Below are 24,275 nucleotides of genomic sequence, written 5' to 3'. Positions count from 1 at the left end.
AAGGTTGTCCGTGCCAATTATCGAATCATGGGATGACAGGACATCGCCATCCGTCGCCATCCGCTCACGCACCCGGCCCCCAGTACCCCAGCGCATGCCTTATCTGCAGGTTCCGCCAGGCGGCGGCGAGCGGCTTGCGCTTCAACGCGCCCAGCCGGCCCGCCAGCAGCGCCTCGGTGGCCTCGATGACCCGTTCGGACGACAGGCCGTCGCGATAGGGATGGATCTCGTCGGCATAGGCCGAGATGCGTGCACGAAGCGCCTCGTCCGGTGCGAATGCCTGGTCCAGCATTGCCGGCAATGCGGCGGGATCGGTGAAGTCGAGCATGTGTGGTTTCGGCGCGCGGTTGCGGAACGTCACCACCGGCTTGGCCTGGGCCAGCATTTCCGACACGATCGAGCTGGTGTCGGCGACCAGCACGTCCGCGGCACGCTCGGCGGTCACCAGCTGTTCGGGCTCCACGAAGCACGCATTCGCGCCGGCCAGTACCCGGTAGCTGTCAAACAGGGCAGGCGGACATTTCGGGTGCAGCGTCAGCAGCCAGTAGAAGCGGCCGCGCGCGATCTCGTCGGCGATGACCGGCAGCAGGTGCGGTGCCGCCGACAGGCGCTCGGTGAAGGTCGACCCGGACAGCACCACGGGACGCCCATCGGCTGCTGCGCGCATCCGCGCCGCCTGCCCGCCGTCGTCGCGGAACAGTGGATCGAGCTTGGGCCAACCGGTTTCGACGACGGCGAAGTGGCCCAGCCGCTGCTGAAGTTCGCGGAACGGCCGCGTGGTCGCAGGCCCCTGCGTGCAGTACAGATCGAACAGGCCGCGGATGCGGAAATGGCCGCGGGCATCGTCGCGCTTCTGCACGTTGAACCCGTGGAAGAGCTGCACCTTGGCGCCGCTGACGAAGCCGGGCACTTCATTGGACGCGCTGAAGACCGCGCGGGGCCGCAACGCGACGGCCTCGCGCAGGCCGATGTCGCGCACCGGCGCCGGCAGGCTCAGCCCGGCCGCGCCCTCCACGAACCACGCATGCACCCGATGCCCCTGGCGCAGCAGTGCGTCCGCCATGGGCTGCAGGATGGGCAATGCATAACGCTCGGAACCATAGAGCAGGTAGTCATGCCCGCTCATTCGCGCTCCAGCCCGTGCTTGACCAGTTCCTGCCGCGCCAGCTCGCGCGAGTGCGGGTTGCGGGTCATCTCGTAGTAGCGCATGCGCTTGTAGATGGCATAGCTGGCACCGAGTTGCGAAATGACGAAGCCACGCCAGCCGTCCAGCATGCCCAGCCGGATGACGTAGTCCTTCACGAACGCGGCGAAAAAGACCAGCGGACTCATCCACATGCGGACAGGCCGGCGGCGTTCGTACCAGTCGCGCGTCTTCAGTTCGGAGTAGCGCAGCACTTTCAGCTGCTTGTGCACCAGCGTGGGGTTGTGCAGATGGTTGAACGGCGCCTTGAACTCGATGGTCTCCCCTTGGAAACGCAGGGATTCATGCACGCGCGCGTCGGACCAGCGCGCGCGGTCGCGGTGGTAGATGCGCGCCGAGCGTTCGCCGACCATCGGCCGGTACCAGCGCATCGGCGCGCCCATGAACCAGGTACGGCGACGCAGCCACGCGCCCGCGCGCGACGACGCCATCAGCGCGGGCAGGCCGACCTCGAGTTGACGGGCCAGTTCTTCCGAAAGGAATTCATCCGCATCCAGCACCAGGATCCAGTCATGGGCGGCATGGGTGGAGGCGGCATTGCGCTGCGGGCCGAAGCCCAGCCAGTCCTGGTGCACGACGCGTGCGCCGTGGGCCTGCGCGACGGCGCGCGTGTCGTCCGTGCTGCCACTGTCCACCACCAGCTTTTCGGCTGCGAATGGCACGCTGTCCAGGCACCGCCCGATCCTGGCGGCTTCGTTGTGGGTGATGACGACCAGGGAAATCGGCAAGAGCGGCATGGCGGGATTCTAAGCCATCGCACACGCGTGGCTTCCATGCAGCGGCCGCCCGGCGGGCGACGCGTCAGGCCGTCGGGGCAACCTGTGGCTGCAAGCCGGCACCCGTCGTCGCTCGGACGCCTGCGCCCAGCATGTCCGGACGCCTGGCTGCCGCTGCGACCGCTTCCACCAGCCGGCCGCGGAACGCGGCATCGTTGTCCAGGAAAAACGCCCGTGCCGCCTGGGATCGGGCGGCGATGTCCTCGTCACTCAAGGCCAGCGCCGCTTCAACGGCCGCCTCGAGCGCATCGGCATCGATCTGGTAGCGCGTGGCGAGCTGCTGTGGCTGCGTGGTCGCGAACGGGATCAGCAATCCGCGCTCGGGCGTGACCAGTTCGTTCATCGGTTCGGCATCCGTGGTCAGCGTCACCGCGCCCACGCTGAGCGCTTCGACCAGGTAGTGGCCGAACCCTTCGGTTTCCGATGGACACAGATGGAACAGGTTTTCGTTCTGCAGCTGCTGCAGTTCCGCGTCGTCGACATAGTCGATGCGATGCACGATATTGGCCGCTACGGGACGGTAGCGTGCCTTGTGCGGGTGCTGCACCACCGTCAGGGTGGGCCATTCGGGATGGCGCGCCCAGGTTTCCAGTACCAGCCTGGTGCGCTTGGCACTGCTGCGCCCGGCCAGATGGAAGAAGGTACGCTGCCTGGGCACCCCGGCGTCATGGCGATCGACGCTGGTGAAGCCGATGGGTGCCACGCGACACCCCCGGTGCCCGAAAATGTCGACGGCATGGTCTGTCTTGGCCAGCACGTGGTCCATGCGCTTGAGGCGCTTCACGTCGCGCGGCAGGCACCACTCCGGATTGGGGATGAAAGCGTTGCAGTGCGCGGCCCCGAGCAGCTCGGGGCGGATGTGTTCCAGCATCAGGTTCAGGTCGAAGCGCGGTCGCCGCCGCAGCCGATGCCAACCGATCCGCAGGCGACGCGCCCAGGGCCCGAACCACTTGCGCAACTTGCCGCGCCCCTGGCCCGGCTGGATGTCCACACTCATGCCGGCGTCCCGGAGTACCGTGGCGATCAGCCGCAGGTCGCGGCTCAGGCCAACGCCGTTGTCCCATGCAATCAGGTTGACGCGCAGCATGGGCAGGGAGTCGCCGGCAGGTGGGGAGGGGGTCGGAGCGGCGCGATTGTAGGGACGGCTTTCTGACTCGAATGTGAGGCAGCGCCGGATACGGAGAAACGGTTCCACGACGATTCACATTCACGCGCAGAAACGCGGTGCCCATCTCATTCCGGGTGGTCTACCCCAGCCCGGGGTGGCGCTTTCCGACCGCCTCAACGGTCGCGGGACGCTTCCGTTTCCCTCAAGGCGATGCCGAGCAGCAGACCAATGAACACCGCGTAGGCACTGGTGGTCATCGCATGCGCGAACATCGACTGGGTCAGGCCTGACAGCAGATAGACCACCACCATCACCCCTGCAGCCCAGGCCGCCCCGACCGGCGACGACGGCGGCTTGCGGGACAGCTGCCGGGCGGCGATGGCGAGGGGGACGAAGTAGATCGCCAGCAACGCCAGCAGGCCCGGTACGCCCATCGTCGCCGCCCACTGGGCGATGTCGTTGTGGGCGTGCGCCAGATCGCACAGGTGCCGTGGGGCTGCCTGGCAGTAGGAAGCCCGGTCCACTTCCTGGCCGAACCCGTCAATGCCGACCCCGGTCCACGGTGCCCGCAGGAAGGCGTCGCCGGCCAGCGACAGCAGTGCCAGGCGTGCCCCGATCGGCGTGTCCACCTGTCCCTGTGCATAGCCATCCCAATCGGAATGCACCGCGTCCAACCGGGTCTGGGCGGACAGCCACGGAATGCTCCACAGCATGACGAACAGCAGGACGACGGCACTGACCGCCATGCCCAGGCGCAGCCAGCGCCGGCGTGCATCGCCCCCCACCAGCACGATGAGCAGCACCAGCCCCAGCCCAGGCAGCGCACCCCGGCTGCCACTCAGCACGATCGTTACCGCGCCCAGCACGAGGGCGATCGTCAGCACCGCCAGCACGCGCGGATCGCGCCCCAACGGACGGCAGAACACCGCCAGCACCAGCAGCACCAGCACCGCATTGGCGAAGACAATGGGATTGGTGCCTGCATCGGCACGCGCGGTGCCCCCGGCCAACTGGACCGTCGCCACGATGAATGCGACCAGCAGGCCCACCAGTGCGCCGTACCACAAGGCGCGCCGCGGCAGCCGGATCGCCCAGGCCAGGCATGCACCCCAGGGGATCAGCAGCAGACGGGAAGGATTGTCGAGTACATGCCAGCCCTGTCCGGCATACACCATGGAGGCGATCGCCACCGTCAGGACCAGCGCCACCATGGCCAGCAACCACCGGATGGCAGGCGTGGCGTGGCGCAGCGCGAATACGATGGCATCCGGCACCAACAGGGTAGCCAGCAACAGGCAGGCCGCGAACAGTGCCAATCCCTTGGGTACCACCAGGCACGCGGCAGCGCTGAAGGCTGCCAGCCACATGAGGCCCCGTGCGACCGGCTGGCGCTTGTTCATCCATGAAACCATCGTGTTGCGTCTCTGCAGGAAGCTCGGGAACTCGGACATCCGGCGCACCATCCGCGCGGCAGTCTGCAGCGACCCACGAAGTGTGTGCCGGGCACTGTCAGCAGCGTGTCAAGGATTCGTTGGCGGAGGGAACGTCGCATCGACGCCCATTGCCAGCCAACGGCTGGACGACGGTGAAGTATGCCGGACGGCGTGGCCCGAGAAAGTGCGCGACATTCCAGTGCCGCGGGACGGGCAGCATCAGTTCAGCCTCCCAGGCCCGCTGCGGCGGCCTTGCGCAGGCGGGCGTAGAAGAAGCCATCCATCTTCCGGTCGCCCGGCAGCCGCTGCCTGCCCACACCCGCTGCTTGGCCGAACGCATCGTCCAGGGCCTCCGCCCGCGCATCCGGCATGCGAGCGAGGAATCGCGCAACCTGGTCGGCATTCTCGGCTTGCAGCACCGAACACGTCGCATACACCAGCGTGCCTCCCGGGCGCAGCACGGCCCAGGCCGCGTCCAGCAACCGCGCCTGAAGCGCGGTCAGTGCAGCCAGATCCTGTGGCCGTCGGTGCAACAGCACGTCCGGCTGGCGCCGGACGATGCCGGTGGCGGAACACGGCGCATCCAGCAGCACCGCATCGTAGGGTTGCCCGTCCCACCAGGTAGCCGGTTCGCCCGCGTCGGCAACGCGGGTTGAGGCGGAAACACCCAGGCGCGCCAGGGTTTCCTGCACGCGCGACAGTCGCCGCGCATCCACGTCCAGCGCCGTCAGCTGCAGCGTGGGGTCGCGTTCGAGCAGGTGCGCGGCCTTGCCGCCGGGCGCGGCGCACATGTCCAGCAAACGTGCCCCCGGTGGCAATTCGAAGAGGTCCGCCACCGATTGCGCGGCACCGTCCTGCACCGAGACGTCCCCTTCGGCAAACCCGGGTAGCCGGCCCACGGCCACGGGCGAACGCACCAGCAGCGCATCCGGCAATCCGGCAGCCGTCTCGGCCTCGATGCCGGCCTCCGCCAGCTGCACCCGGTAGCTGTCCCGCGCCACGCGCGCGCGATTCACGCGCAACCAGAGCGGAGCTTCGTGCTGGCTCGCATCGAAGATGGCGGCAGCATCTTGCGGCCAGTCGGTTTCAACCTGCTTGCGCAGCCAGGCCGGCCACAGCAGGGCGACGTCCGCCGGCGGCAGCCCTTCGCGCTGGGCACGCCTCAGCAGCGCATTGATCAGGTTGGCCTGGTGCGGACGTCCCAGCGTGCGTGCCGCCTCGACGGTGGCGGAAAGCGCGGCGTGCGGCGCCAGGTCCAGGGCGGTCAGCTGGGCGAAACCGATGTGCAGCAGCGCGCGCAGTTCGCCGTCCTGCGGGCCGGGCGGCTTGGCCATCCACAGGCGCAGCGCGGCATCGGCCTGCGCGCGCTGGCGCAACGCGGAGAAACACATGGCCTCCAGCAGCGCACGGTCGCGCGTATCGGCGACCTGCGGCAGGGTGGCGGACAGTTCGGCCTTCAGCGAACGTCCGCGATGCATCACCGCATCCAGCACGCGCATGGCCAGTACGCGGATGGCGACGCCGGCCTGCGTGGTCATGCGCCCGCCAGGTCGCGACGCGCGTTGAGGTAGTCCGCCGCGGTGATCGCCTTGCCGCCTTCGCGCTGTACGACGCGCAGGCGAAGCACGCCGTCACCACAAGCGATGTCGAGTCCCTGGCGACTGGCGGCGAGCAGTTGGCCGGGCGACCCCGCATGCGACTGCGCGACAGCGACGGCACCATGGATGCGCAGGCGCTCGCCGGCCACCACCGCCTCGGCGACGGGCCACGGCTCGAAGGCGCGCACTTTGCGCGCCAGCGCCTCCGCCGACAGCGACCAGTCGAGCCTGGCTTCGGCCTTGTCCAGCTTGTGGGCGTACGCAACACCCTGCTCGGGCTGCGGCTGTGCGACAGGCCGGATGCCGGCACGCAGCAGACCGAGGCCGTCGCGCAGCACCTGCGCGCCCAGCTCGGCCAGCCGGTCATGCAGCTGGCCGCCGGTTTCATCCGCCCCGATGGGCGTGCGTTGCGACAGCAGCACCGGCCCGGTGTCCAGACCCGCCTCCATCTGCATCAGGCAGACGCCGGTCTCGTCGTCGCCGGCCTCAATCGCGCGCTGGATCGGCGCGGCGCCACGCCAGCGCGGCAGCAGCGACGCATGCACGTTCCAGCAGCCGTAGGTGGGAATGTCCAGCACGGCCTGCGGCAGGATCAGGCCGTAGGCGACGACGATCATCAGGTCCGGCGCCAGTGCGCGCAGGGCATCCTGCGAAGCCTTCTTCTTCAGCGAGAGCGGTTGCAGCACCGGAATACCACGCTGGATCGCCTCCAGCTTGACCGGCGATGCCGTCAACCCGCGACCGCGCCCCGCCGGGCGGTCCGGCTGCGTGTAGACGGCCACCACTTCGTTGCGTGCGTGGGCCGCGCGCAGGCTGGGGACGGCGAAGGCCGGCGTACCGGCAAAGACGATTCTCATGGAGGGCCGGGACTCGGAAGTGGGGAAACGGGCGTCGCGACGGCTACCGCGGATCGCTTCTCACGCCTTCCGCCTCGCCCGTCCCGATCAGCGCTGCACTCTCAGGCAGCGGCCTGGCGACGCTGCTTGGCCAGCTTCTTGCGCACCATCTCGCGCTTCAGCGGTGACAGGTAGTCGACGAACAGCTTGCCTTCCAGATGGTCCATCTCGTGCTGGATGCAGACCGCCAGCAGGCCATCGGCATGCAACTCCTGCGGTTGGCCCTGGCGGTCGACGAAGCGGACGGTGATCGCATCGGCGCGAGCCACGTCGGCGAAGATGCCGGGTACCGACAGGCAGCCTTCCTGATAGACCTGCTCGCCGACCTTGTCGACGATCTCCGGGTTGATGAAAACCTGCGGCTGGTTCTTCTCTTCACTGATGTCGATGACCATGAAGCGCTGGTGCACGTCGACCTGGCTGGCGGCCAGGCCGATGCCCGGCGCGTCGTACATGGTGTCGAACATGTCATCCAGCAGGCGCTGGAACTCGGGCGTGGTCACGCGGGCGGCGTCCACCGGTACGGCTTTGGTCCGCAGTCGGGGGTCGGGGAATTCGAGGATGGGGAGCAGTGCCATGGTGATATCGGGATGGGGGCGCCAGTGGAATCCGGCAAGGCCTCACGAATTCTAACGCGAGCGCTTGCTTTGCGTCGGGTTTTCTGGACTATAGTGCTGACCACCTGTCGGGGAATCAGGTAGATACCGCCATGTTCAAAAGTATTCGTACGGTTTTAACCGTCGCGATCCTCACTATGGGGACCTACGCGGCTGCCGCCGAGATGGCGGAAAGCCATCCCGACACCTATGTGGTCAAGCGGGGGGACACCCTGTGGGACATTTCCGCGCGCTTCCTGAAGAAGCCGTGGCTGTGGCCGGAGATCTGGCAGGCCAATCCGCAGATCAAGAATCCGCACCTGATCTATCCGGGCGACGTCATCAGCCTGGCCTACCTGGACCGCGTCGCGGTGCAGCCGGGTCCGCGCGAGGAAGCGCCGCTCAACGCCATTCCGCTGGGCGACATCGAGCCGTTCCTGAAGGACCGCCGCGTGGTGGACAGCTTCGAGGAACTGCCGCACGTGGCGGGCCTGGATGAGGACCGCCTGCGCGGTTCCGGCGGCCACAACATCTACGTTCGCGGCCTGGACGGTGGACAGCCCGGCCAGCGCTATCTGGTCGTCCGGCCCACCGCCCGGTTCACCGACAATCCGCGCGCGCAGGACCTGGACTTCCGTGGCAAGACCATCCGTGGCGAAATCGACCAGTGGAAGGAAGTCACCGAGCAGACCGGCAAGGGTGAATTCCTCGGCTATGAACTGGCCACGGTCAACGTCGCCACCTTTACCCGTGGCGTGGTGCCGGGCACCGAAGTCAGCACCCTGGTGGCGGACATCGGCGGCAAGGAAGTCCGCGTGGGCGACCGCCTGATCCCGGTGGACGCACAGCCGTACGACCTGCACTTCTTCCCGCACCCGCCCGCCACGCAGGCAGCGGAAGGCAAGCTGCGCGTGCTGGCCGTCGCCGATGCACTGACGTCGGGTGGCTCGCGCGACGTGATCGCGATCTCCGCCGGCCGTCTGGACGGCATCGACAACGGCACCGTGTTCTCGGTGTGGCGCAACGGCAGCCACACCGCCAACCGCATGGCGTATCCGGAATCCTCGCGCGTCAGCGAGTCGCCGAAGACCGGCGCCGGCCGCGTCAGCCTGCCGGATGAGTACGCCAGCCACGTCATGGTGTTCCGCACCTTCGACAAGGTCAGCTACGCGCTGGTGATGGAAGGCGTGGAAGCCACCCGCGTGGGATACGAACTGAAGCACCCCGACGCCACCTACTGACGTCAGGCTTTTCCTACGTTCTGCCACGACGGCGCCCTAGGGCGCCGTCGTCGTTTCCACCCTAGGCTGTGCCCATGCCCCTCGACGAACCGACCGCGCTGGCCCGCCTGACCCTGGCCGGCGGCCCCGTGCTGCCCCGGCGCCAGTTGCTGGATCAACTGGGCACCCCCACCGCCGTGCTCGCCGCCGGCGCCAGCACCTGGCGCGCGGCAGGCCTGGGCGATGCGCAGATCAAGGCGATGCGCGACCCGGACCCGGCGATCCTGCAGCGCACGCTCTCCTGGCTGCAGGCGGCACAGCACCACCTGATCGGCTGGCATGACCCGGACTACCCGGCCCACCTGCGACGGATCGCCAGCCCGCCCCTGGCGCTGTTCGTCGAGGGCGACCCCAGCCTGCTGTGGCACCCGTCCGTGGCGGTCGTGGGCAGCCGCTCGCCGACCGCCGGCGGTCGCGACAATGCGCATGCGTTTTCGCGCGCGCTGGCCAGCACCGGCATCGCGGTGGTCAGCGGACTGGCCGCCGGCATCGATGCCATCGCCCACGAAGCCGCGCTCGGGGTTGCCGGCGGCATCACGGTGGCCGTCGTCGGCACCGGCCCCGACGTGGCCTATCCGCCTTCGCATGCCGACCTGCGCGACCGTGTCGCGGCCCAGGGCGCCATCGTCAGCGAACATGCCCCGGGCACCCTGGCGATCCGTTCGCACTTTCCTAGCCGCAACCGGATCCTGGCCGGGCTGACCCTGGGCACCCTGGTGATCGAGGCGGCGGAGCGCTCCGGTGCCCTCATCACCGCGCGGCAGGCCGGGGAAGCGGGGCGCGAGGTGTTCGCCGTGCCCGGCTCCATCCACAACCCCATGGCGCGCGGCTGCCATCGCCTGATCCGCGAGGGGGCCGGCCTGGTGGAAAGCGCCCAGGAGGTGATCGCGGCCATCGCGCCACTGGCCCACGAACTGGCGTCGGCGCTGCGCGAACGGCTCGGCGAAACTGAATCCGCGGCAATCTCCAGCGCCTCCGCGACACTCCCCAGCCTGGACCCCGACTACCAGCAGTTGTGGCAAGCACTGGGCCACGACCCAACAGGTATGGATCAGTTGGTTGCACGCACTGGATTGACGGCTGCCGAACTGTCCTCCATGCTGCTGGTCATGGAACTGGATGGTTTAGTAACGGTCGAACACGGCCGATACCTCAGAAAGACCGGTTTCTTCACCTCCACAGCGTCGTTGACGCAGGCCGAGGGGCAATGAAAGAGAGCATCCTGGATGTACTGCTGTACCTGTTCGAACACTATTTCACCGAAGACGCGGACCCGGTCCGCGACCGCGACTCTCTCCAGAACGGCCTGATCCAGGCCGGCTTCAGCCCCGCCGAGATCAGCAAAGCCTTCGACTGGCTCGATGCCCTGGCCGACCAACGGCCTGCCGCGTCGCAGCCCCGCGTGGGCGGCCCCACCCGTGTCTTCCATGGCCCGGAGCTGGAAAAACTCGATGTCGAATGCCGGGGCTTCCTGCTGTTCCTTGAACAGCACGGCGTGCTGGACGCCAACCAGCGCGAACTGGTGCTGGATCGCGCCATGGCGCTGGACCAGGACGAACTGGACCTGGACGACCTGAAGTGGGTCGTGCTGATGGTGCTGTTCAACCAGCCGGGCTCCGAAGCTGCGTATGCATGGATGGAAACCCAGATGTTTGCCGACGAGCCGGAGCCGGTACACTGAGGCGTTGATCCGCTTCAGGGGGAAGCATGTCGGATTGGTTTTATGCCGACCGGGACCGTCAGCAGCACGGTCCGGTCTCGGCTGAGGAATTGGGGACTCACTATCGTGTCGGGCGCGTCGGACTGGAAACCCTGGTCTGGCGCGAAGGGATGGCGCAATGGCAGCGCCTGGGCGATTTCGCCGAGGAGCTCGGGCTGCTGGCCACCGCGTCGGTGACAGCCGACGCCGCGGTTCCGCCGCCACCGCCGCCGCTCCAGGCGGCGTCTTCCGTGCGGGCGCCGATGGCGCCCCGCGCCACTGGCGGCGTTCATGCCGCCCCACCGCGCCAGGGCATGTCGGGTGGCAAGATCGCGCTGATCGTCGCCGCCGTGATCGTGGTGCCGTGCATCGGCGTGGTCGGCATCCTGGCCGCCATCGCGCTGCCCGCCTACAACGATTACACCTTGCGAGCGAAGACCGCGGATGCAATCGCCAACGGCGCCATGCTGAAGAGCGTGGTCACCGAGCAGTACCTGGGCGAAGGCAAGTGCCCGCGCAACGGCGAAGGCGGTCTGGGCGAACCGGAAAGCTACGCCAGCACCTATGTCACCCGGGCGAGCATCGGCCAGTTCGATGACGGTACCTGTGGCTTCGAGCTGGAGATGGGCAATACCGGCGACACACGGCTGGACGGCAAGAAGATCTGGTTCGAACTGGACACGGCCGACACGGCCTGGACCTGCACGTCCGAAATCGATGATCGACTGCTGCCGCAGAACTGCCGCGGCTGATTCACGTCCGCGCGGCGACGCATGCCGCGCAGCTCTCGGGGAACGACATGACGGACTGGTACTACGCCGATGCCTCCCGGCAACGGCAGGGCCCGTGGACGGGTGAAGAACTCGCCAGCCATTTCCAGCACGGCCGGATCGGCCTGGAAACGCTGGTGTGGCGCGATGGCCTGGGCGAATGGCAGCCGCTCCGTACCGTGGCCGGCGAACTCGACATGCCGCTGCAGCCGCCGCCCGCCACCGCGCCCGCGCTACCGACCGCCGCCGAGAGTGGCGATACGCCTTATGCCCCGCCGGCCGCGCAGATCGCCTCCGAACAGCAGTACGTCGACGGCACGGACGTGGTGCTGGCGGGTTTCTGGCGACGGGCGGCCGCGTTGTTCATCGACTCGATGGTGGTCACCTTCGCGTGGTATCTGGTGATGATCGTCGGCGTCGTGGTGCTGGGCATCGGTGGCAGCGTGTTGATGCGCGACGCGGACAGCGCCGGCGGGATGGCCGCCATGTTCGGCATCATGGGGATGATCTACCTGACGTATCCCCTGATCAGCGCGGCGTACTACGCCGGCTTCGAGTCCTCCAGCAAGCAGGCCACGCTGGGCAAGATGGCGGTGGGCATCAAGGTCACCGACATCGACGGGCGGCGGCTCACCCTGGGCCGCGCGCTGGGCCGCTGGCTGGCCGTGGCGCTGAACTACCTGACGCTCTACATCGGCTACCTGATCGTCGCCTTCACCGAGCGCAAGCAGGGCCTGCACGACAAAGTCGCCGCCACGCTGGTGGTCGACCGCTGGGCGTATACCGCCCATCCCGACTGGCAGGAACGCGGCCTGGGCACCGTGACCAAGGTGATCCTGGCCATCGCCGGCGTCATCTACGGACTGGCCTTCATTGCCGTGCTGGCGGCCATCCTCATTCCCCTCGCTACCCAGAACTGACCGGCCAAGGAGGCCCGACATGACGCAGTGGTACTACGTTGATCCGCAGCAGCAGCGCCAGGGGCCCGTGACCGCGGAAGCCCTGACGCAGCAGTTCCATACCGGGGTGCTCACCTGGGCCTCGCTGGTGTGGCGCGAAGGCATGGGCCAGTGGCAGTCCCTGCGCGACATGGCGGCGGAACTGCACCTCCAGCCCGCCGCCGCCACGCCGGCGCCGCCCTCGATCATCCCGCAGGCGGAACCCGAGGAAGACCGCCCGCTGACCGGCCGCGCCGTGTTCACCGCGCGCGAGCCCAGCTACGCCCAGCATGCGCCGGCGCACGCCAGCCAGGCGGAGGCCGTGGCCGCGGCCGCGACTGCGCAGGCGACCTACAGCCCGGCACGCCCGCTGGGCGAACCCGCCTCGCCCTACGCCGCGCCGAGTGCGGAGGTGTATGCCTCCGCGCAGCCGGTGACCGACGGATACGTGGTCTACGCGGGCTTCTGGAAACGCGTGGCCGCCAGCATCATCGACGGCTTCGTCATCGGCATTCCGATCGCCATCATCCTGGCGATCTTCGGCGGGCTGTTCGGCGGTGGCTTCGGTGGCCTGCAGGACCCCTTCAACCCTGGCGAAACGATTGCGTCCTACGTCCTCACTGCCCTGGTGTTCGCGTGGTTCCACTCCAGTGCGGGCCTGATGGCCACGCCGGGCAAGCTGGCCATCGGCATCAAGGTGGTGCGCACCGATGGCGAGAAGATCAGCTTCCTGCGCGGTTTCGGCCGCTACTGGGCTTACCTGCTGAGCGGGTTCATCCTGTGCATCGGCCTGATCATGGCCGCCTTCACCGAGCGCAAGCAGGGCCTGCATGACCTGATGTGCGACACCCTGGTGGTGGACAAGTGGGCGTTCACCCGCCAGCCGGAGCGGCAGCGCGAAGAACTGGGCACCGCCACCGTCGTGGTCCTGGCGCTGTTCGGCGTGCTGTTGCTGCTGGGCATCGCCATCGGCATCTTCGCCGCCATCGGCCTGGCCTCCATGGCCCGCTGAGGCGGGCGCCGGAAACGGGCACTGCCCCGGCAGAAACCGCCCAACGGCAGGGTCGGCCGCTTGACAGCCGGCCCCCGGGCGTGATTCCACTATAAATAGGAAAACTGAACGCCCGGGGTCCCCACCCCGGGCGTCGGCTTCTCTGGCGGCCGCATTTGCGCCACCCTTGCCGGCCCCGGACGGCCCCCCCCCCGACTCCCCCTGAACCCCTGACATGCCCAAGCACCTGCTCATCGTTGAATCGCCGGCCAAGGCCAAGACGATCAACAAATACCTCGGCAAGGACTTCACCGTCCTGGCGTCCTACGGTCACGTGCGTGACCTGGTGCCGAAGGAAGGGGCGGTGGACCCGGACCAGGGCTTCGCCATGTCCTACGCACTGATCGACAAGAACGAGAAGCACGTCGACGCCATCGCCAAGGCCGCCAAGACCGCCGACGACATCTTCCTGGCCACCGACCCGGACCGCGAAGGGGAAGCCATCAGCTGGCACATCGCCGAGATCCTGAAGGAACGCGGCCTGCTGAAGGACAAGCCGCTGCACCGCGTGGTGTTCACCGAGATCACCCCGCGCGCCATCAAGGAAGCCATGAACCACCCGCGGCAGATCGCGGGCGACCTGGTCGATGCCCAGCAGGCGCGCCGCGCGCTGGACTACCTGGTCGGCTTCAACCTGTCGCCGGTGCTGTGGCGCAAGGTGCAGCGCGGCCTGTCCGCCGGCCGCGTGCAGTCGCCGGCGCTGCGCATGATCGTCGAGCGCGAGGAGGAGATCGAAGCCTTCATCGCCCGCGAGTACTGGTCCATCGAAGCCGAGTGCGCGCATCCGCGCCAGTCCTTCACCGCCAAGCTGACCAAGCTGGACGGACAGAAATTCGAACAGTTCACCGTCACCGACGGCGACACCGCCGAAGCCGCACGCCTGCGCATCCAGCAGGCCGCGCAGGGCGCGCTGCATGTCACCGACGTGGTCAGCAAGGAGCGCAAGCGCCGCCCCTCGCCGCCGTTCACCACCTCCACACTGCAGCAGGAGGCCTCGCGCAAGCTGGGCTTCACCACGCGCAAGACCATGCAGGTCGCGCAGAAACTGTACGAAGGCGTGACCATCGGCGAAGAAGGCACCGTCGGCCTGATCAGCTACATGCGTACCGACTCGGTCAGCCTGTCGGCCGAGGCCGTCGCCGAGATCCGCGACGTCATCGCGCGCGACTTCGGCACGCAGGCCGTGCCCGACAAGCCCAACGTCTACGTCACCAAGTCCAAGAACGCGCAGGAAGCGCACGAAGCCGTGCGCCCGACCAGCGCGCTGCGCACGCCCAGCCAGGTGTCGCGTTACCTGACCGATGACGAGCGCAAGCTGTACGAACTGATCTGGAAGCGCGCCGTCGCCTGCCAGATGGTGCCGGCCACGCTCAACACCGTCAGCGTCGACCTCGCCGCCGGCAACGCGCACAGCTTCCGCGCCAGCGGCACCACCGTGATCGATCCCGGCTTCCTGGCCGTCTACGAGGAAGGCAAGGACACCAAGGCCGCCGAGGACGAAGACGAAGGCCGCAAGCTGCCGCCGATGAAACCCGGCGACCGCATCCCGCTGGACCGCATCCATGCCGACCAGCATTTCACCCAGCCGCCGCCGCGCTTCACCGAAGCGGCGCTGGTCAAGGCGCTGGAGGAATACGGCATCGGCCGTCCGTCCACCTACGCCTCCATCATCCAGACGCTGCAGTTCCGCAAGTACGTGGAAATGGAAGGCCGCGCCTTCAAGCCCAGCGACGTCGGCCGCGCCGTGTCCAAGTTCCTGTCCGGACACTTCACCCAGTACGTCGACTACGACTTCACCGCCAAGCTGGAGGACGAACTCGATGCCGTCTCGCGCGGCGAAGAGGACTGGCTGCCGTTGATGGAACGCTTCTGGGGCCCGTTCAAGGAGCTCATCGAAGAGAAGAAGGAATCCGTCGACCGCAGCGAAGCCACCGGCGCGCGCGAACTCGGCACCGACCCCAAGTCCGGCAAGCCGGTCAGCGTGCGCCTGGGCCGCTACGGGCCGTACGCGCAGATCGGCGACAAGGACACCGACGAGAAGCTGGAGTTCGCCTCGCTGCGCCCCGGCCAGTCCATGCACACCATCACGCTGGAAGATTCGCTGGAACTGTTCAAGCTGCCGCGCAAGCTGGGCCTGGACAAGGAGGAGGAAGTCAGCGTGGGCATCGGCCGCTTCGGTCCGTTCGCCAAGCGTGGCAGCGTGTACGCGTCGCTGAAGAAGGAAGACGACCCGTACACCATCGACCTGGCACGCGCGGTGTTCCTGATCGAAGAGAAGGAAGAGATCGCGCGCAACCGCATCATCAAGGAATTCGACGGCAGCGACATCCAGGTGCTGAACGGCCGCTTCGGCCCGTACATCAGCGACGGCAAGCTCAACGGCAAGATCCCGAAGGACCGCGAGCCCGCCTCGCTGACGCTGGAAGAAGTGCAGAAGCTGCTGGAGGAAACCGGCAAGCCCGTGCGTCGCGGCTTCGGTGCCAAGAAGGCCGCCGCCAAGAAGACCGCGGTGAAGAAGGAAGCCGCGCCGAAGAAGGCCGCCACCAAGAAGGCGGCCGCGAAGAAGGCGCCGGCCAAGAAGGCCGCCAAGAAGGCCGCGACCAAGAAAACCGCCGCCAAGAAGGCCACCAAGAAAACGGCAGCGAAGAAGACCGTGGCCGCCGGCGCCGGGGACGACGCGCCCTTCTGAGCCTCGGACCCGTCTCTTCACTTCGCACTGGAATCGCGCGCATGCCCATCGAACGGACCATCGAGGAAGCCGCCGAAGTCGTGCGCAGCGGCGGCATCATCGCCTACCCGACCGAAGCGGTCTGGGGGCTGGGGTGCGATCCCTTCGATGAAGGCGCAGTGCACCGGCTGCTGGCCATCAAGCAGCGGCCGGTGGAAAAAGGCCTGATCCTGATCGCCGCCACGCTCGACCAGCTGCGGCCGCTGATCGATGTCACCGCGCTGCCGACAGATCGCCTGACCGAGGTCCTGGCCAGCTGGCCCGGGCCGCATACGTGGACCATGCCGGCCAGCAGCCAGGCGCCGCGCTGGATCACCGGCCGGCACGCCAGCATCGCCGTGCGCGTCAGCCAGCATCCGGTCGTCGTCAGCCTGTGCAACGCCTTTGGCGGCGCACTGGTCTCCACCAGTGCCAACCTCAGCGGCCAGCCCGCCGTCAGCAGCCGCGACGCGCTGGACCCGGTGATGCTGGAACGGGTGGACGCCGTGGTGGCCGGTGCGACCGGCGGGCTGTCGCGGCCCACGCCCATCCGCGACGCGCTCACCGGCCAGGCACTGCGCGAGTGATTCCGCGGCGCTGAACGCGCCGGACTTTCCATCACCCGCACCACGGCGCACTATCCGCGCATGTCGCGCCTCCGCCCGCACGTTGTCCTTGCCGTGTCGCTGTGCCTGGCCCTTCCCGCCCATGCGGCACAGGCGCCGGCCACCGATGCGCCCGCGGCGGTCACCATCTACCGCTGCATCGGTGCAGACGGCGCGGTGGCCCTGCGCGATTCGCCCTGCCGGAAAGGCGAACGGCAGGAAGTGCGTTCGATGCAGCGTCCACGCGATCCCGCGCCCCTGCCTGCCGCGGCCGTCACCGCCGCACCGGCACCCGCGTCCGCACCCACGGTGAAGGAACGCGTGGTCTACCGCTCGCCACCGCGGCCCATGTACGAATGCGTCACCCCCGACGGCGACGCGTACACCAGCGACAACGGCGACGGCAATCCGCGCTGGGTGCCGTACTGGGTGCCTGCCTACGGCTACGGCGGCTGGCGCGGTGGCGGCGCCAGCGTGTCGGGCACGGCCGGCATCGGCAACGGCCACCTGTCCATCACCAGTGGCGGCGGCCCGATCCGCGTGCCGCCCACGCCGCCGCTGGTGCGCCCACCGCCGCCGTCGCCCGTGGCCGGCGTGGTGCCGGCCGGTGGCGCATGGGTGCGCGATGAATGCCACGCCCTGCCGCAGCAGGAAGTCTGCGCGCGGCTGTCCGACCGCCGCTACGAGATCCTGCGGCGCTACCACAGCGCGATGCCCAGCGAGCGCGACAGGATAGACTTGGAACAGCGCGGCATCGATGCGCGCATGGCCGATGATTGTGGAACCCGATGAACATCCGTAGCACCCTGTCCCCCTGGCGCGCGCGCTCCCTCTGCCTGCTGCTGGCCGTTGCCGGCCACGCCGCGGCCGCGGAAGTCGTGTTCTACCGCTGCACCGATGCCGCCGGCAGCCTGACCGTGCAGAACATGCCCTGCCCGAAGGACCAGAAGCAGGAAAAGCGGACCATGCAGGGCATCACCACCGTGCCGATGTCGCCGTCGCCCGCCAGCACACCCACGGCTGCGCCCGCCGCCAGCGCACCGCGTGCACCGGCCGCGCCGGCGGCCGCCGCCACCGCCCTGCCCACCCTGCCCGCGCGCGATCCCGATGCGCCGCGCCTGCCGCCGCCGGTGGTCTACCAGTGCACCACCCATGACAAGGACACGTTCGTCACCGAGGACAGTGTTCCCGCGTCGCGCTGCGTGCCGCTGCGCACCGTCGGCCTGGATGGCAATCCGCAGGCCGGCGCGGGCCAGGCCTGCGAAGTGGTGAAGGACACCTGCGCGCGCGTCGCCGATGGCGCGCTGTGCGATGCCTGGAAGAAGCGCCGCGACGAAACCGAGGTGGCCTTCCGCTTCTCGCGCCCCGAGAACCTCGACAAGCACCGCGCCGAGTACGAGCGCGTCGCCCGCATCGTCAACGAGAGCACCTGCGGCGCACCGTAGCGCGCGCAGCGCAGCGCGGTGCGCTCACCCGTGCGCCAGCCGCTGCAGGCGCCAGGCATCGCCGAGGCGTCCCTGCATGCCTGCCACCAGCGCGTGCATCAGCAGCAGTCGCCTGTCCGCATCGGGCCGCGCAGCGCGTGCCTGGCGTGCCGCGGCCGGGCCATCGCGGTGGTAGATGGCCAGCACCTCGACCGCGTATTCCGCGCGCGTGCGTGACCGCGCCACCGGCGCATGGCCCAGTGCCCTCACCATCGCGTCCGCCGTGGACCACGTCGACCACGGGTTCTGCCCGGTGACCAGTCGACCATCGACCACAGTGTTGTCCAGGTACATCGGCGCTTCCACGTAGTGCGCACCCTTCGCCTGCAGGCGGTCCTGCAGCAGATACGGGAACCGCGCGCGCGCGTCCTTGATCAGGAAGAGCTCCTCCGCGTTGCTGAAGCCGGTAACGCGGCGGCCGCGCAGCAGCGGCGTGCCATCGCCCAGCCGCACTTCCAGCAACGCCGCCGGGCCATGGCACACCGCACCGACCACGCCGCCGGCCTGGTAGACCTGGCGCACCACCCGCTGGATGGCCGGGTCGTCTGGGAAATCGAACATCGTGCCTTTGCCGCCCACGAAGAACACCGCGTCATACCGCGAAGGATCGACGTCGGCGATGCGCAGGCTGGCCGCCAGTTTCCGCTGCGCCGCCGCGTCGTTGAGGAAGGCATGGTCGGCATCCTCCATGTCCTCGTCGTCCAACCGCATCGGCGGCAAGCCACCCCGCGGACTGGCAATGTCCACCTGGTAGCCGTTGGCCTGGAACACGTAGTACGCGCGCGCCAGTTCGGTCAGTTCGAACCCCGCCTTCTTCACGCCGTCGGGGAAATGCGCAGCGCTGGTGACCACCGCCAGGATCCGCCCGCGTGCCGGCGCCGCCGCGTCGCGCAGGAACACCAGGTCGGCGGGCGTGCTGCGCGGGTCGGCCCGCGGCTGGCCCTCCAGATCCAGTGCACGCCAGCCGGCGACGGCCGCCAACCCCACCACCAGCATCGCGGCCACGCCGGCCAGCACGCCCCGCCTGATCCATCGCTTCATGTGCACATCCTTCCGTCAGCCCAGGGCAGGCACCGTAGGGCAAGGATGTGAAACCAACTTCAATCGGCGCGTCGCGCCGCGCGTGACGGCGTCAGAACCCGTACCGCAGGAAACCGCCATCCACCGCGATGCATTCGCCGGTGATGTAGCTGGCGGCGGGCAGGCACAGGAAACCGACGGCGGCGGCGACTTCCTCGGGCTCGCCGATGCGGCCCATCGGCGTGCGCGCCACCACTTCGTCGTAGTAGTCCGGGTCCGACAGCGGGCCGGAAGTGCGGCGCGTGCGGATGTACCACGGCGCGACCGCATTCACGCGCACGCCGTCCTCGGCCCACTCCGCGGCCAGGTTGCGGGTCAGCTGGTGCAGCGCGGCCTTGGTCATGCCGTACGGCGCGCCGCTGCGCACGGCGGTGATGCCCGACACGCTGCCCACGTTGACGATGCTGGATGCGGCATGGCGCGTCAGCAGCGGATGCGCATAGCGCGCCAGTTCGAACGCCGAGAACAGGTTGGTCTCGAAGATGCCGCGCCACTCGTCCTCGGTGTAGTCCACCGCGGCACGGGTGATGTTGCCGCCGGCATTGTTGACCAGGATGTTGAGGCCGTCGGGGTGGTCTTCCACCCAGTCGAGGATGGCGCGGCGATCCTCGTCGTCGGCGACATCGGCGGCCAGGATGCCGATCTCGCTCTCGGGGAATTCCTCGCCCAGGTCGTGCCGTGCGTCTTCCAGCGCATCGGCGTCGCGCGCCACCATCAGCACGGCGGCGCCGAATCCCAGCAACTCGCGCGTGATGGCCAGGCCGATGCCGGCGCTGGCGCCGGTGACCAGGGCACGTTGTCCGTCCAGACGCCAACGGTTCGCCGACACGGGTCGCTCCTCTGCAGTTGGGCGTAGCATAGCGTCACGCCATCACCGAGGGTTGCCGCCATGAAGACCGCATGCCGCGTCGTTGCACTGCTGGCCCTGGCCACACTCGCCACCGGCTGCCGCGCACCGGAACCGCCGCCGAAGGACCAGCCGCCGGAACCGCAGGCGACGGCCGCCACCGGCGCGGACACCGACCTGCGCGATGCGATGCAGGCGCCCCTGCAGAAGGCGCAGGGTGTCGAAGCGCAGGTGCAGGCAGCCGCCGATGCGGCGAAGGACGCCGCCGATGCCGCCGATGCCGCCGCGATCGGCAACGACGTCGCGCCCTGACGCCTACGGTTCGCCGTCGGCGGCGAACTCCACCCAGCGCCAGCGCCCCGCCACGCGCCCCAGGTAGAACGCGTACGGCGCGCAGAACAGCACCTGGCGGTCGTCCTCCGCCACCGGCACGGCATCCAGCAGGCACGCGCGCACCTCGTCGGTGATCAGCGCCGGCACCACCACGCGCGCCACGCCCGCTTCGTCCTGCGCACGCCCGTCGAACAGGAACGGCGTCTGCGCCAGGGACGCCAGCGCCACCGCATCACGGCGCACGAGCGCCTCGCGCCATTGCGTCATGAAGACGGCGAACCCGTCGTCGGCGCGCGCCGTTGCCATCGACACCGCCAGCAGCAGCGCCACCCTCCATGGCGTGCCTTTCCAACGCGCCATGGCAGGTGATGCGTGCGTACCGGCACGCCCTCCGCGATCGTCGCGCCTCATTCCGGCGCACCCGCACACGCGGTCAGCGTGGTGTCCACCGTGCAGGCGCGCGGCCAGCTGGGCAGCAGCAACCCCATCAGTTCGTTGCCCTCCACGCCCGTGCACGGTTCCGCCGCCGTCGCCCCCGGCGGCGTGCCGCCCGGCATGTCGCACACGCGGTCCACGTCCTGCGGCGCATCCCGCTGCCACAGCACCGCCCGCTGCAGCCGGCCCTCGCGGAACCACAACGTCGACCAGCGCCGCGGTGCCGGCTCGGCATCCATGATCCACAGCGTCTTGCAGCCGGAGTAGCGCGCCGGCAGCTGCGCATTGCGCGGATGCACCAGCAGGAAGCCCCCCGGCGTCACCACGGCGCCTGCATCTGCTGGCGCATCCAGCAGCGCACACGACGGGTCGGCGGGCAACAGCGCGCGTTGCGTGCGCGCCGCGGACTGCGCCGACAACGGCAGTGGACAGCAGAGCATGCAGATCACGCAGGGCAGCAGCCAGTTCATGCGATGGGTTCCGTCAGCCATACAGGGATGCCCTGTTGAACGCAGACCGGTGCGGCGGCGGCCATGCCGGCGGTGCGGGGGCGTTGCCCTGCCCGCTCCCCGCCTGCGGGCAGGCCTTCACCGCGCACGGCGTTCTTCTTCCCGCATCGTCTGCGTAGACGGATGCAGGGCGGGATTTCCCCTCTCCCCGCTTGCGGGGAGAGGGTGCCGAAGGCGGGTGGGCGGCGCCGGAGCCACCCATGTCGCCCGTGCATGACGTCTTCGAAGCCGGCGTAGCCCGGACAAGGCCAGCGGCCGCATCCGGGGATACGGGCGAGCGACATGTCCCGATGCGCCGGGTGCGCTGCGCTTACCCGGGCTACGTGGCTTCAGCACCACCTCTCCGCCCGCCCTCATCCGCCCTGCGGGCACCTTCTCCCCGCCCGCGGGGAGAAGGGTTCATGGCACGGGGCTCGGGAGCGTCATGCGCGAAGCTTTTTGCCTCGCGCTCCGGGCGGGCGAGCACCGCACGCCGGCTGTTGAGCCTCGCGCTTCAGGCAAACGAACCCGACGCTTGGGGTGAAACAGCACGACGCCCGGGGATCGGGAACGTCACGCGCGAGGCTTTCCGCATCGCGTTCCGAGTGGGAAAGCACCGCACTCCGGCTGTTGAGCCTCGCGCTTCATGCAGACGAACCTGACGCTTGGAGTGAAGCAGCCCGACGCGCGGTGCTGGGGGGCGTCACGCGCGGGGCTTTCCGCCTCGCGCTCCGGGCGGGAGCGGGGTAGCCCGGATAAGGCCAGCGGCCGCATCCGGGGACACGGGCGAGCGACATGTCCCGATGCCCCGGGTGCGCCGCGCTTACCCGGGCTACGTGGCGCCACCGGGTTGCAGGACCCTGGCACCACGCTCCCGCCGTGCGTGCGATGCCGGCGAGCCCCGCACGCGATACTTCGCCCTGGCCACGCCCAGCAAAAAGCCCGGACATGCCGGGCTTTCTGCTGATCGATGGGCGTCAGTGCGCCGGGAGGTGGGCCCCCGGCGCGTTGCGCGTCAGAAGCCGCAGAAGCAGTACGCGAGCGTCTTCACCGGCGCGCCGTGGCGGTTGTTGACCGCTTCGTCGACGAAGCGCAGCTGCGCGTCCATCTCCGGCAGGCTGCGGGCCAGCAGGCCGCGGGCGAAGCCGGAATCCTTCAGCCATGCCGCACCGAGGCGGCTGCTGGCGAAGCCGGACATGAACTGCGAGAACGGCGAGCTCATCTTCTCGATGTAGCGCACGCGGTAGGCGTCCGCATCGCCCAGCCTGGCGCGCTTGGCGGCGTCGGCCAGCGCGGCGTCCAGGCCACCCAGCTCGTCGACCAGCGCGCGTTCCTTGGCCTGCGCACCGCTCCACACGCGGCCACGCGCCACGGCGTCGATCTCTTCGACCGGCTTCTTGCGCGCGTCGGCGACCTTGCCGGTGAAATCCGCATAGCCCTTGTCGATCACCGACTGGATCACCTGGCCCACGGCCGGGTCCAGCGGACGGGTGATGTCGAACGCGCCGGCGAAGCGGGTGGTGCCCACGCCGTCGGTACGCACGCCGATCTTCTCCAGCGTGCGCGGCACGGTGGGGATCATGCCGAAGATGCCGATGGAACCGGTGATGGTGGACGGGTCGGCGTAGATGCGGTCGGCATTCATGCTGATCCAGTAACCGCCGGACGCGGCCAGGTCACCCATCGACACGACGACGGGCTTGCCGGCCTTCTTCAGCTCGGCCACTTCGCGGCGGATCTGCTCGGAGGCGAACACGCCGCCACCCGGCGAATCCACGCGCAGCACGACGGCCTTCACGTCATCGTCGTCGCGTGCCTCGCGCAGCAGCGCCGAGGTGGACAGGCCACCGACGCGGCCGGCCGGCTGGTCGCCGTCGGTGATTTCGCCTTCGGCCACCACCACGGCGACCTGCGGGCGCTTGTCCAGCGGCATGCGCTTGCCATCCAGCTGCAGCAGGTAGCCGCCGAGGGTGACGTGGCGGAAGCCGGTCTCGGAATCCTCATCGGCCACGCCGCGCTCGATCAGCAGGTTTTCCACTTCTTCCTGCGTCTTCAGGCCGTCCACCAGCTTCTGCTGCAGGGCGTACTTGGCCAGGTCGCCGCCGGCGGCGGCCACGCCTTCGGGCAGCGTGTCGATGCCGGCCGCGAGGGCTTCGGGCGTGGTCTTGCGGGCCTTGGCGATGTCGGCGAGGAAGCGCTGCCAGACGTCGTTCATCCAGTACAGGTCGGCTTCCTTGGCTTCCTTGGAGGCGGCGTCCAGCACATAGGGTTCGACGGCGGACTTGTATTCGCCCACCTTGAACACGTGCACGTCCACGCCGAGCTTTTCCTGCAGGCCCTGGCGGTAGTACTGGCGGTAGCGCCCCAGGCCTTCCAGCAGCAGGCTGCCCATCGGGTCGATGTAGACCTCGTTGGCCTGTGCGGCCAGCAGGTACTGCGCCTGGGTCATGTTCTCGCCGAACGCGACGATCTGCTTGCCCGAGGCGCGGAACTTCGCCAGCGCGGCGGCGACTTCGCGCAGCGAGGCGTAGCCGGTGGGCTGCAGCTCGTCCACGCGCAGCAGCATGCGTTCGATGTTCTTGTCATTCTGCGCGCCCTCGATGGCCCGCAGCAGGTCGCGCAGCTGCACTTCCTCGGCGCTCTTGTCGCCCAGCGCCTTGGCCAGCGCGCGCGTGGCCGGGTCGGCGGTGAACTGCTCCACCAGGCGGCCTTCCGGCGCCAGCACGAAGGTGGTGCGCTCGGTCAGCGGCTGCACGCCGCCGCCACTGCCCACCGCGACCACGAAGAGGATCAGCAACAGGAACAGCAGCCCGAAGAAGATCAGGTTCAGCACCAGCTTGCGGGTGAAATTCATCACATCCCACAGGCCGACGAAGAAGGTGGCGATGGGGCCGCGACGGACGACTTGGTTCATGGGCAACTCCGGGAAACTGCAGGCACTTTACCG

The 24,275-nt window shown here is 68.9% G+C and carries 23 protein-coding genes; 11 read left to right on the top strand and 12 right to left on the bottom strand.

The window, feature by feature from the left end; all coding sequences use genetic code 11:
• Window positions 1-64: 64 nt before the first annotated feature.
• The 7 genes from OVA13_RS15545 to def form a co-directional block, all read right to left on the bottom strand.
• Window positions 65-1,126 (bottom strand): CDP-glycerol glycerophosphotransferase family protein, encoded by a 1,062-nt coding sequence (locus tag OVA13_RS15545; RefSeq protein ID WP_267791362.1) that lies wholly within the window; start codon window positions 1,124-1,126, stop codon window positions 65-67.
• Window positions 1,123-1,941, bottom strand: coding sequence for a glycosyltransferase family 2 protein (locus tag OVA13_RS15540; RefSeq protein ID WP_267791361.1), 819 nt, complete (start codon window positions 1,939-1,941; stop codon window positions 1,123-1,125). Before OVA13_RS15540 ends, OVA13_RS15545 begins: the two co-directional genes overlap by 4 nt.
• Window positions 1,942-2,005: 64 nt before the next feature.
• Complete coding sequence (locus tag OVA13_RS15535; RefSeq protein ID WP_267791360.1) at window positions 2,006-3,067, bottom strand: glycosyltransferase; 1,062 nt, start codon at window positions 3,065-3,067, stop codon at window positions 2,006-2,008.
• 194 nt (window positions 3,068-3,261) lie between these two features.
• Entirely contained in the window at window positions 3,262-4,539 is a 1,278-nt protein-coding gene (locus tag OVA13_RS15530; RefSeq protein ID WP_267791359.1) for an O-antigen ligase family protein, read from the bottom strand.
• Between the two features lie 206 nt (window positions 4,540-4,745).
• Entirely contained in the window at window positions 4,746-6,059 is a 1,314-nt protein-coding gene (rsmB, locus tag OVA13_RS15525) for a 16S rRNA (cytosine(967)-C(5))-methyltransferase RsmB (RefSeq protein ID WP_267791358.1), read from the bottom strand.
• Window positions 6,056-6,976, bottom strand: coding sequence for a methionyl-tRNA formyltransferase (fmt, locus tag OVA13_RS15520; protein ID WP_267791357.1), 921 nt, complete (start codon window positions 6,974-6,976; stop codon window positions 6,056-6,058). Before fmt ends, rsmB begins: the two co-directional genes overlap by 4 nt.
• Window positions 6,977-7,077: 101 nt before the next feature.
• The gene (gene def, locus OVA13_RS15515) at window positions 7,078-7,593 is read right to left on the bottom strand and encodes a peptide deformylase (RefSeq protein WP_267791356.1); all 516 of its coding nucleotides are present in this window, start codon (window positions 7,591-7,593) and stop codon (window positions 7,078-7,080) included.
• 131 nt (window positions 7,594-7,724) lie between these two features.
• Here def and OVA13_RS15510 point away from each other — a divergent pair, with 131 nt between their 5' ends.
• The 10 genes from OVA13_RS15510 to OVA13_RS15460 all read left to right on the top strand — a co-directional run bounded on the left by OVA13_RS15510 (window position 7,725) and on the right by OVA13_RS15460 (window position 18,106).
• The gene (locus tag OVA13_RS15510) at window positions 7,725-8,852 is read left to right on the top strand and encodes a LysM peptidoglycan-binding domain-containing protein (RefSeq protein WP_267791355.1); all 1,128 of its coding nucleotides are present in this window, start codon (window positions 7,725-7,727) and stop codon (window positions 8,850-8,852) included.
• 74 nt (window positions 8,853-8,926) lie between these two features.
• The gene (dprA, locus tag OVA13_RS15505; protein WP_267791354.1) at window positions 8,927-10,102 is read left to right on the top strand and encodes a DNA-processing protein DprA; all 1,176 of its coding nucleotides are present in this window, start codon (window positions 8,927-8,929) and stop codon (window positions 10,100-10,102) included.
• Window positions 10,099-10,572: a DUF494 family protein gene (locus tag OVA13_RS15500; protein WP_267791353.1), complete on the top strand. Its 474-nt coding sequence runs from the start codon at window positions 10,099-10,101 to the stop codon at window positions 10,570-10,572. The genes dprA and OVA13_RS15500 overlap by 4 nt, the downstream gene beginning before the upstream one ends.
• A gap of 26 nt (window positions 10,573-10,598) precedes the next feature.
• Complete coding sequence (locus OVA13_RS18030; protein ID WP_324288222.1) at window positions 10,599-11,342, top strand: GYF domain-containing protein; 744 nt, start codon at window positions 10,599-10,601, stop codon at window positions 11,340-11,342.
• 47 nt (window positions 11,343-11,389) lie between these two features.
• Entirely contained in the window at window positions 11,390-12,280 is an 891-nt protein-coding gene (locus OVA13_RS15485; protein WP_267791352.1) for an RDD family protein, read from the top strand.
• 19 nt (window positions 12,281-12,299) lie between these two features.
• A complete protein-coding gene (locus tag OVA13_RS15480) occupies window positions 12,300-13,310 on the top strand; it encodes an RDD family protein (RefSeq protein ID WP_267791351.1) in 1,011 nt (336 codons plus the stop codon).
• Window positions 13,311-13,524: 214 nt separating this feature from the next.
• Window positions 13,525-16,038 carry a DNA topoisomerase I gene (locus OVA13_RS15475; RefSeq protein WP_267791350.1) on the top strand — a complete coding sequence of 838 codons (2,514 nt, stop codon included), beginning with the start codon at window positions 13,525-13,527 and terminating at the stop codon, window positions 16,036-16,038.
• Window positions 16,039-16,079: 41 nt separating this feature from the next.
• Window positions 16,080-16,643, top strand: coding sequence for an L-threonylcarbamoyladenylate synthase type 1 TsaC (locus tag OVA13_RS15470; RefSeq protein ID WP_267791349.1), 564 nt, complete (start codon window positions 16,080-16,082; stop codon window positions 16,641-16,643).
• 60 nt (window positions 16,644-16,703) lie between these two features.
• A complete protein-coding gene (locus OVA13_RS15465; RefSeq protein ID WP_267791348.1) occupies window positions 16,704-17,453 on the top strand; it encodes a DUF4124 domain-containing protein in 750 nt (249 codons plus the stop codon).
• On the top strand, window positions 17,450-18,106 hold the full coding sequence (locus OVA13_RS15460; RefSeq protein WP_267791347.1) for a DUF4124 domain-containing protein: 657 nt from the start codon (window positions 17,450-17,452) through the stop codon (window positions 18,104-18,106). Before OVA13_RS15465 ends, OVA13_RS15460 begins: the two co-directional genes overlap by 4 nt.
• 24 nt (window positions 18,107-18,130) lie before the next feature.
• Here the strand turns inward: OVA13_RS15460 and OVA13_RS15455 are convergent, their stop codons facing one another.
• Window positions 18,131-19,186, bottom strand: coding sequence for a type 1 glutamine amidotransferase domain-containing protein (locus OVA13_RS15455; protein ID WP_267791346.1), 1,056 nt, complete (start codon window positions 19,184-19,186; stop codon window positions 18,131-18,133).
• A 91-nt stretch (window positions 19,187-19,277) separates the two neighbouring features.
• Entirely contained in the window at window positions 19,278-20,054 is a 777-nt protein-coding gene (locus OVA13_RS15450; RefSeq protein WP_267791345.1) for an SDR family oxidoreductase, read from the bottom strand.
• Window positions 20,055-20,114: 60 nt separating this feature from the next.
• Here OVA13_RS15450 and OVA13_RS15445 point away from each other — a divergent pair, with 60 nt between their 5' ends.
• Entirely contained in the window at window positions 20,115-20,384 is a 270-nt protein-coding gene (locus OVA13_RS15445; protein ID WP_267791344.1) for a hypothetical protein, read from the top strand.
• A 3-nt stretch (window positions 20,385-20,387) separates the two neighbouring features.
• On the opposite strand, the gene OVA13_RS15440 is transcribed toward OVA13_RS15445, so the two are convergent.
• From OVA13_RS15440 to sppA, 3 genes are all read right to left on the bottom strand, one after another.
• On the bottom strand, window positions 20,388-20,765 hold the full coding sequence (locus OVA13_RS15440) for a hypothetical protein (protein WP_267791343.1): 378 nt from the start codon (window positions 20,763-20,765) through the stop codon (window positions 20,388-20,390).
• A 47-nt stretch (window positions 20,766-20,812) separates the two neighbouring features.
• Window positions 20,813-21,310 carry a hypothetical protein gene (locus OVA13_RS15435; RefSeq protein ID WP_267791342.1) on the bottom strand — a complete coding sequence of 166 codons (498 nt, stop codon included), beginning with the start codon at window positions 21,308-21,310 and terminating at the stop codon, window positions 20,813-20,815.
• A 1,033-nt stretch (window positions 21,311-22,343) separates the two neighbouring features.
• Window positions 22,344-24,242 carry a signal peptide peptidase SppA gene (sppA, locus tag OVA13_RS15430; RefSeq protein ID WP_267791341.1) on the bottom strand — a complete coding sequence of 633 codons (1,899 nt, stop codon included), beginning with the start codon at window positions 24,240-24,242 and terminating at the stop codon, window positions 22,344-22,346.
• Between the last annotated feature and the right edge of the window lie 33 nt (window positions 24,243-24,275).

It is taken from the genome of Pseudoxanthomonas sp. SL93 (assembly GCF_026625825.1).
Classification (GTDB): domain Bacteria; phylum Pseudomonadota; class Gammaproteobacteria; order Xanthomonadales; family Xanthomonadaceae; genus Pseudoxanthomonas_A.
This window is presented reverse-complemented; position numbering and strand designations above follow the sequence as displayed.

Excerpts from the sequence above, each read along its gene's own strand:
- OVA13_RS15545 (WP_267791362.1), bottom strand. The coding sequence starts at position 1,126 with ATGAGCGGGCATGACTACCTGCTCTATGGTTCCGAGCGTTATGCATTG.
- def (WP_267791356.1), bottom strand. The coding sequence starts at position 7,593 with ATGGCACTGCTCCCCATCCTCGAATTCCCCGACCCCCGACTGCGGACC.
- sppA (WP_267791341.1), bottom strand. The coding sequence starts at position 24,242 with ATGAACCAAGTCGTCCGTCGCGGCCCCATCGCCACCTTCTTCGTCGGC.
- OVA13_RS15435 (WP_267791342.1), bottom strand. The coding sequence starts at position 21,310 with ATGAACTGGCTGCTGCCCTGCGTGATCTGCATGCTCTGCTGTCCACTG.
- OVA13_RS15445 (WP_267791344.1), top strand. The coding sequence starts at position 20,115 with ATGAAGACCGCATGCCGCGTCGTTGCACTGCTGGCCCTGGCCACACTC.
- dprA (WP_267791354.1), top strand. The coding sequence starts at position 8,927 with ATGCCCCTCGACGAACCGACCGCGCTGGCCCGCCTGACCCTGGCCGGC.
- OVA13_RS15465 (WP_267791348.1), top strand. The coding sequence starts at position 16,704 with ATGTCGCGCCTCCGCCCGCACGTTGTCCTTGCCGTGTCGCTGTGCCTG.
- OVA13_RS15500 (WP_267791353.1), top strand. The coding sequence starts at position 10,099 with ATGAAAGAGAGCATCCTGGATGTACTGCTGTACCTGTTCGAACACTAT.
- OVA13_RS15535 (WP_267791360.1), bottom strand. The coding sequence starts at position 3,067 with ATGCTGCGCGTCAACCTGATTGCATGGGACAACGGCGTTGGCCTGAGC.
- OVA13_RS15470 (WP_267791349.1), top strand. The coding sequence starts at position 16,080 with ATGCCCATCGAACGGACCATCGAGGAAGCCGCCGAAGTCGTGCGCAGC.
- OVA13_RS15455 (WP_267791346.1), bottom strand. The coding sequence starts at position 19,186 with ATGAAGCGATGGATCAGGCGGGGCGTGCTGGCCGGCGTGGCCGCGATG.
- rsmB (WP_267791358.1), bottom strand. The coding sequence starts at position 6,059 with ATGACCACGCAGGCCGGCGTCGCCATCCGCGTACTGGCCATGCGCGTG.
- OVA13_RS15440 (WP_267791343.1), bottom strand. The coding sequence starts at position 20,765 with ATGGCGCGTTGGAAAGGCACGCCATGGAGGGTGGCGCTGCTGCTGGCG.
- fmt (WP_267791357.1), bottom strand. The coding sequence starts at position 6,976 with ATGAGAATCGTCTTTGCCGGTACGCCGGCCTTCGCCGTCCCCAGCCTG.
- OVA13_RS15540 (WP_267791361.1), bottom strand. The coding sequence starts at position 1,941 with ATGCCGCTCTTGCCGATTTCCCTGGTCGTCATCACCCACAACGAAGCC.
- OVA13_RS15530 (WP_267791359.1), bottom strand. The coding sequence starts at position 4,539 with ATGTCCGAGTTCCCGAGCTTCCTGCAGAGACGCAACACGATGGTTTCA.
- OVA13_RS15485 (WP_267791352.1), top strand. The coding sequence starts at position 11,390 with ATGACGGACTGGTACTACGCCGATGCCTCCCGGCAACGGCAGGGCCCG.
- OVA13_RS18030 (WP_324288222.1), top strand. The coding sequence starts at position 10,599 with ATGTCGGATTGGTTTTATGCCGACCGGGACCGTCAGCAGCACGGTCCG.
- OVA13_RS15480 (WP_267791351.1), top strand. The coding sequence starts at position 12,300 with ATGACGCAGTGGTACTACGTTGATCCGCAGCAGCAGCGCCAGGGGCCC.
- OVA13_RS15460 (WP_267791347.1), top strand. The coding sequence starts at position 17,450 with ATGAACATCCGTAGCACCCTGTCCCCCTGGCGCGCGCGCTCCCTCTGC.
- OVA13_RS15475 (WP_267791350.1), top strand. The coding sequence starts at position 13,525 with ATGCCCAAGCACCTGCTCATCGTTGAATCGCCGGCCAAGGCCAAGACG.
- OVA13_RS15510 (WP_267791355.1), top strand. The coding sequence starts at position 7,725 with ATGTTCAAAAGTATTCGTACGGTTTTAACCGTCGCGATCCTCACTATG.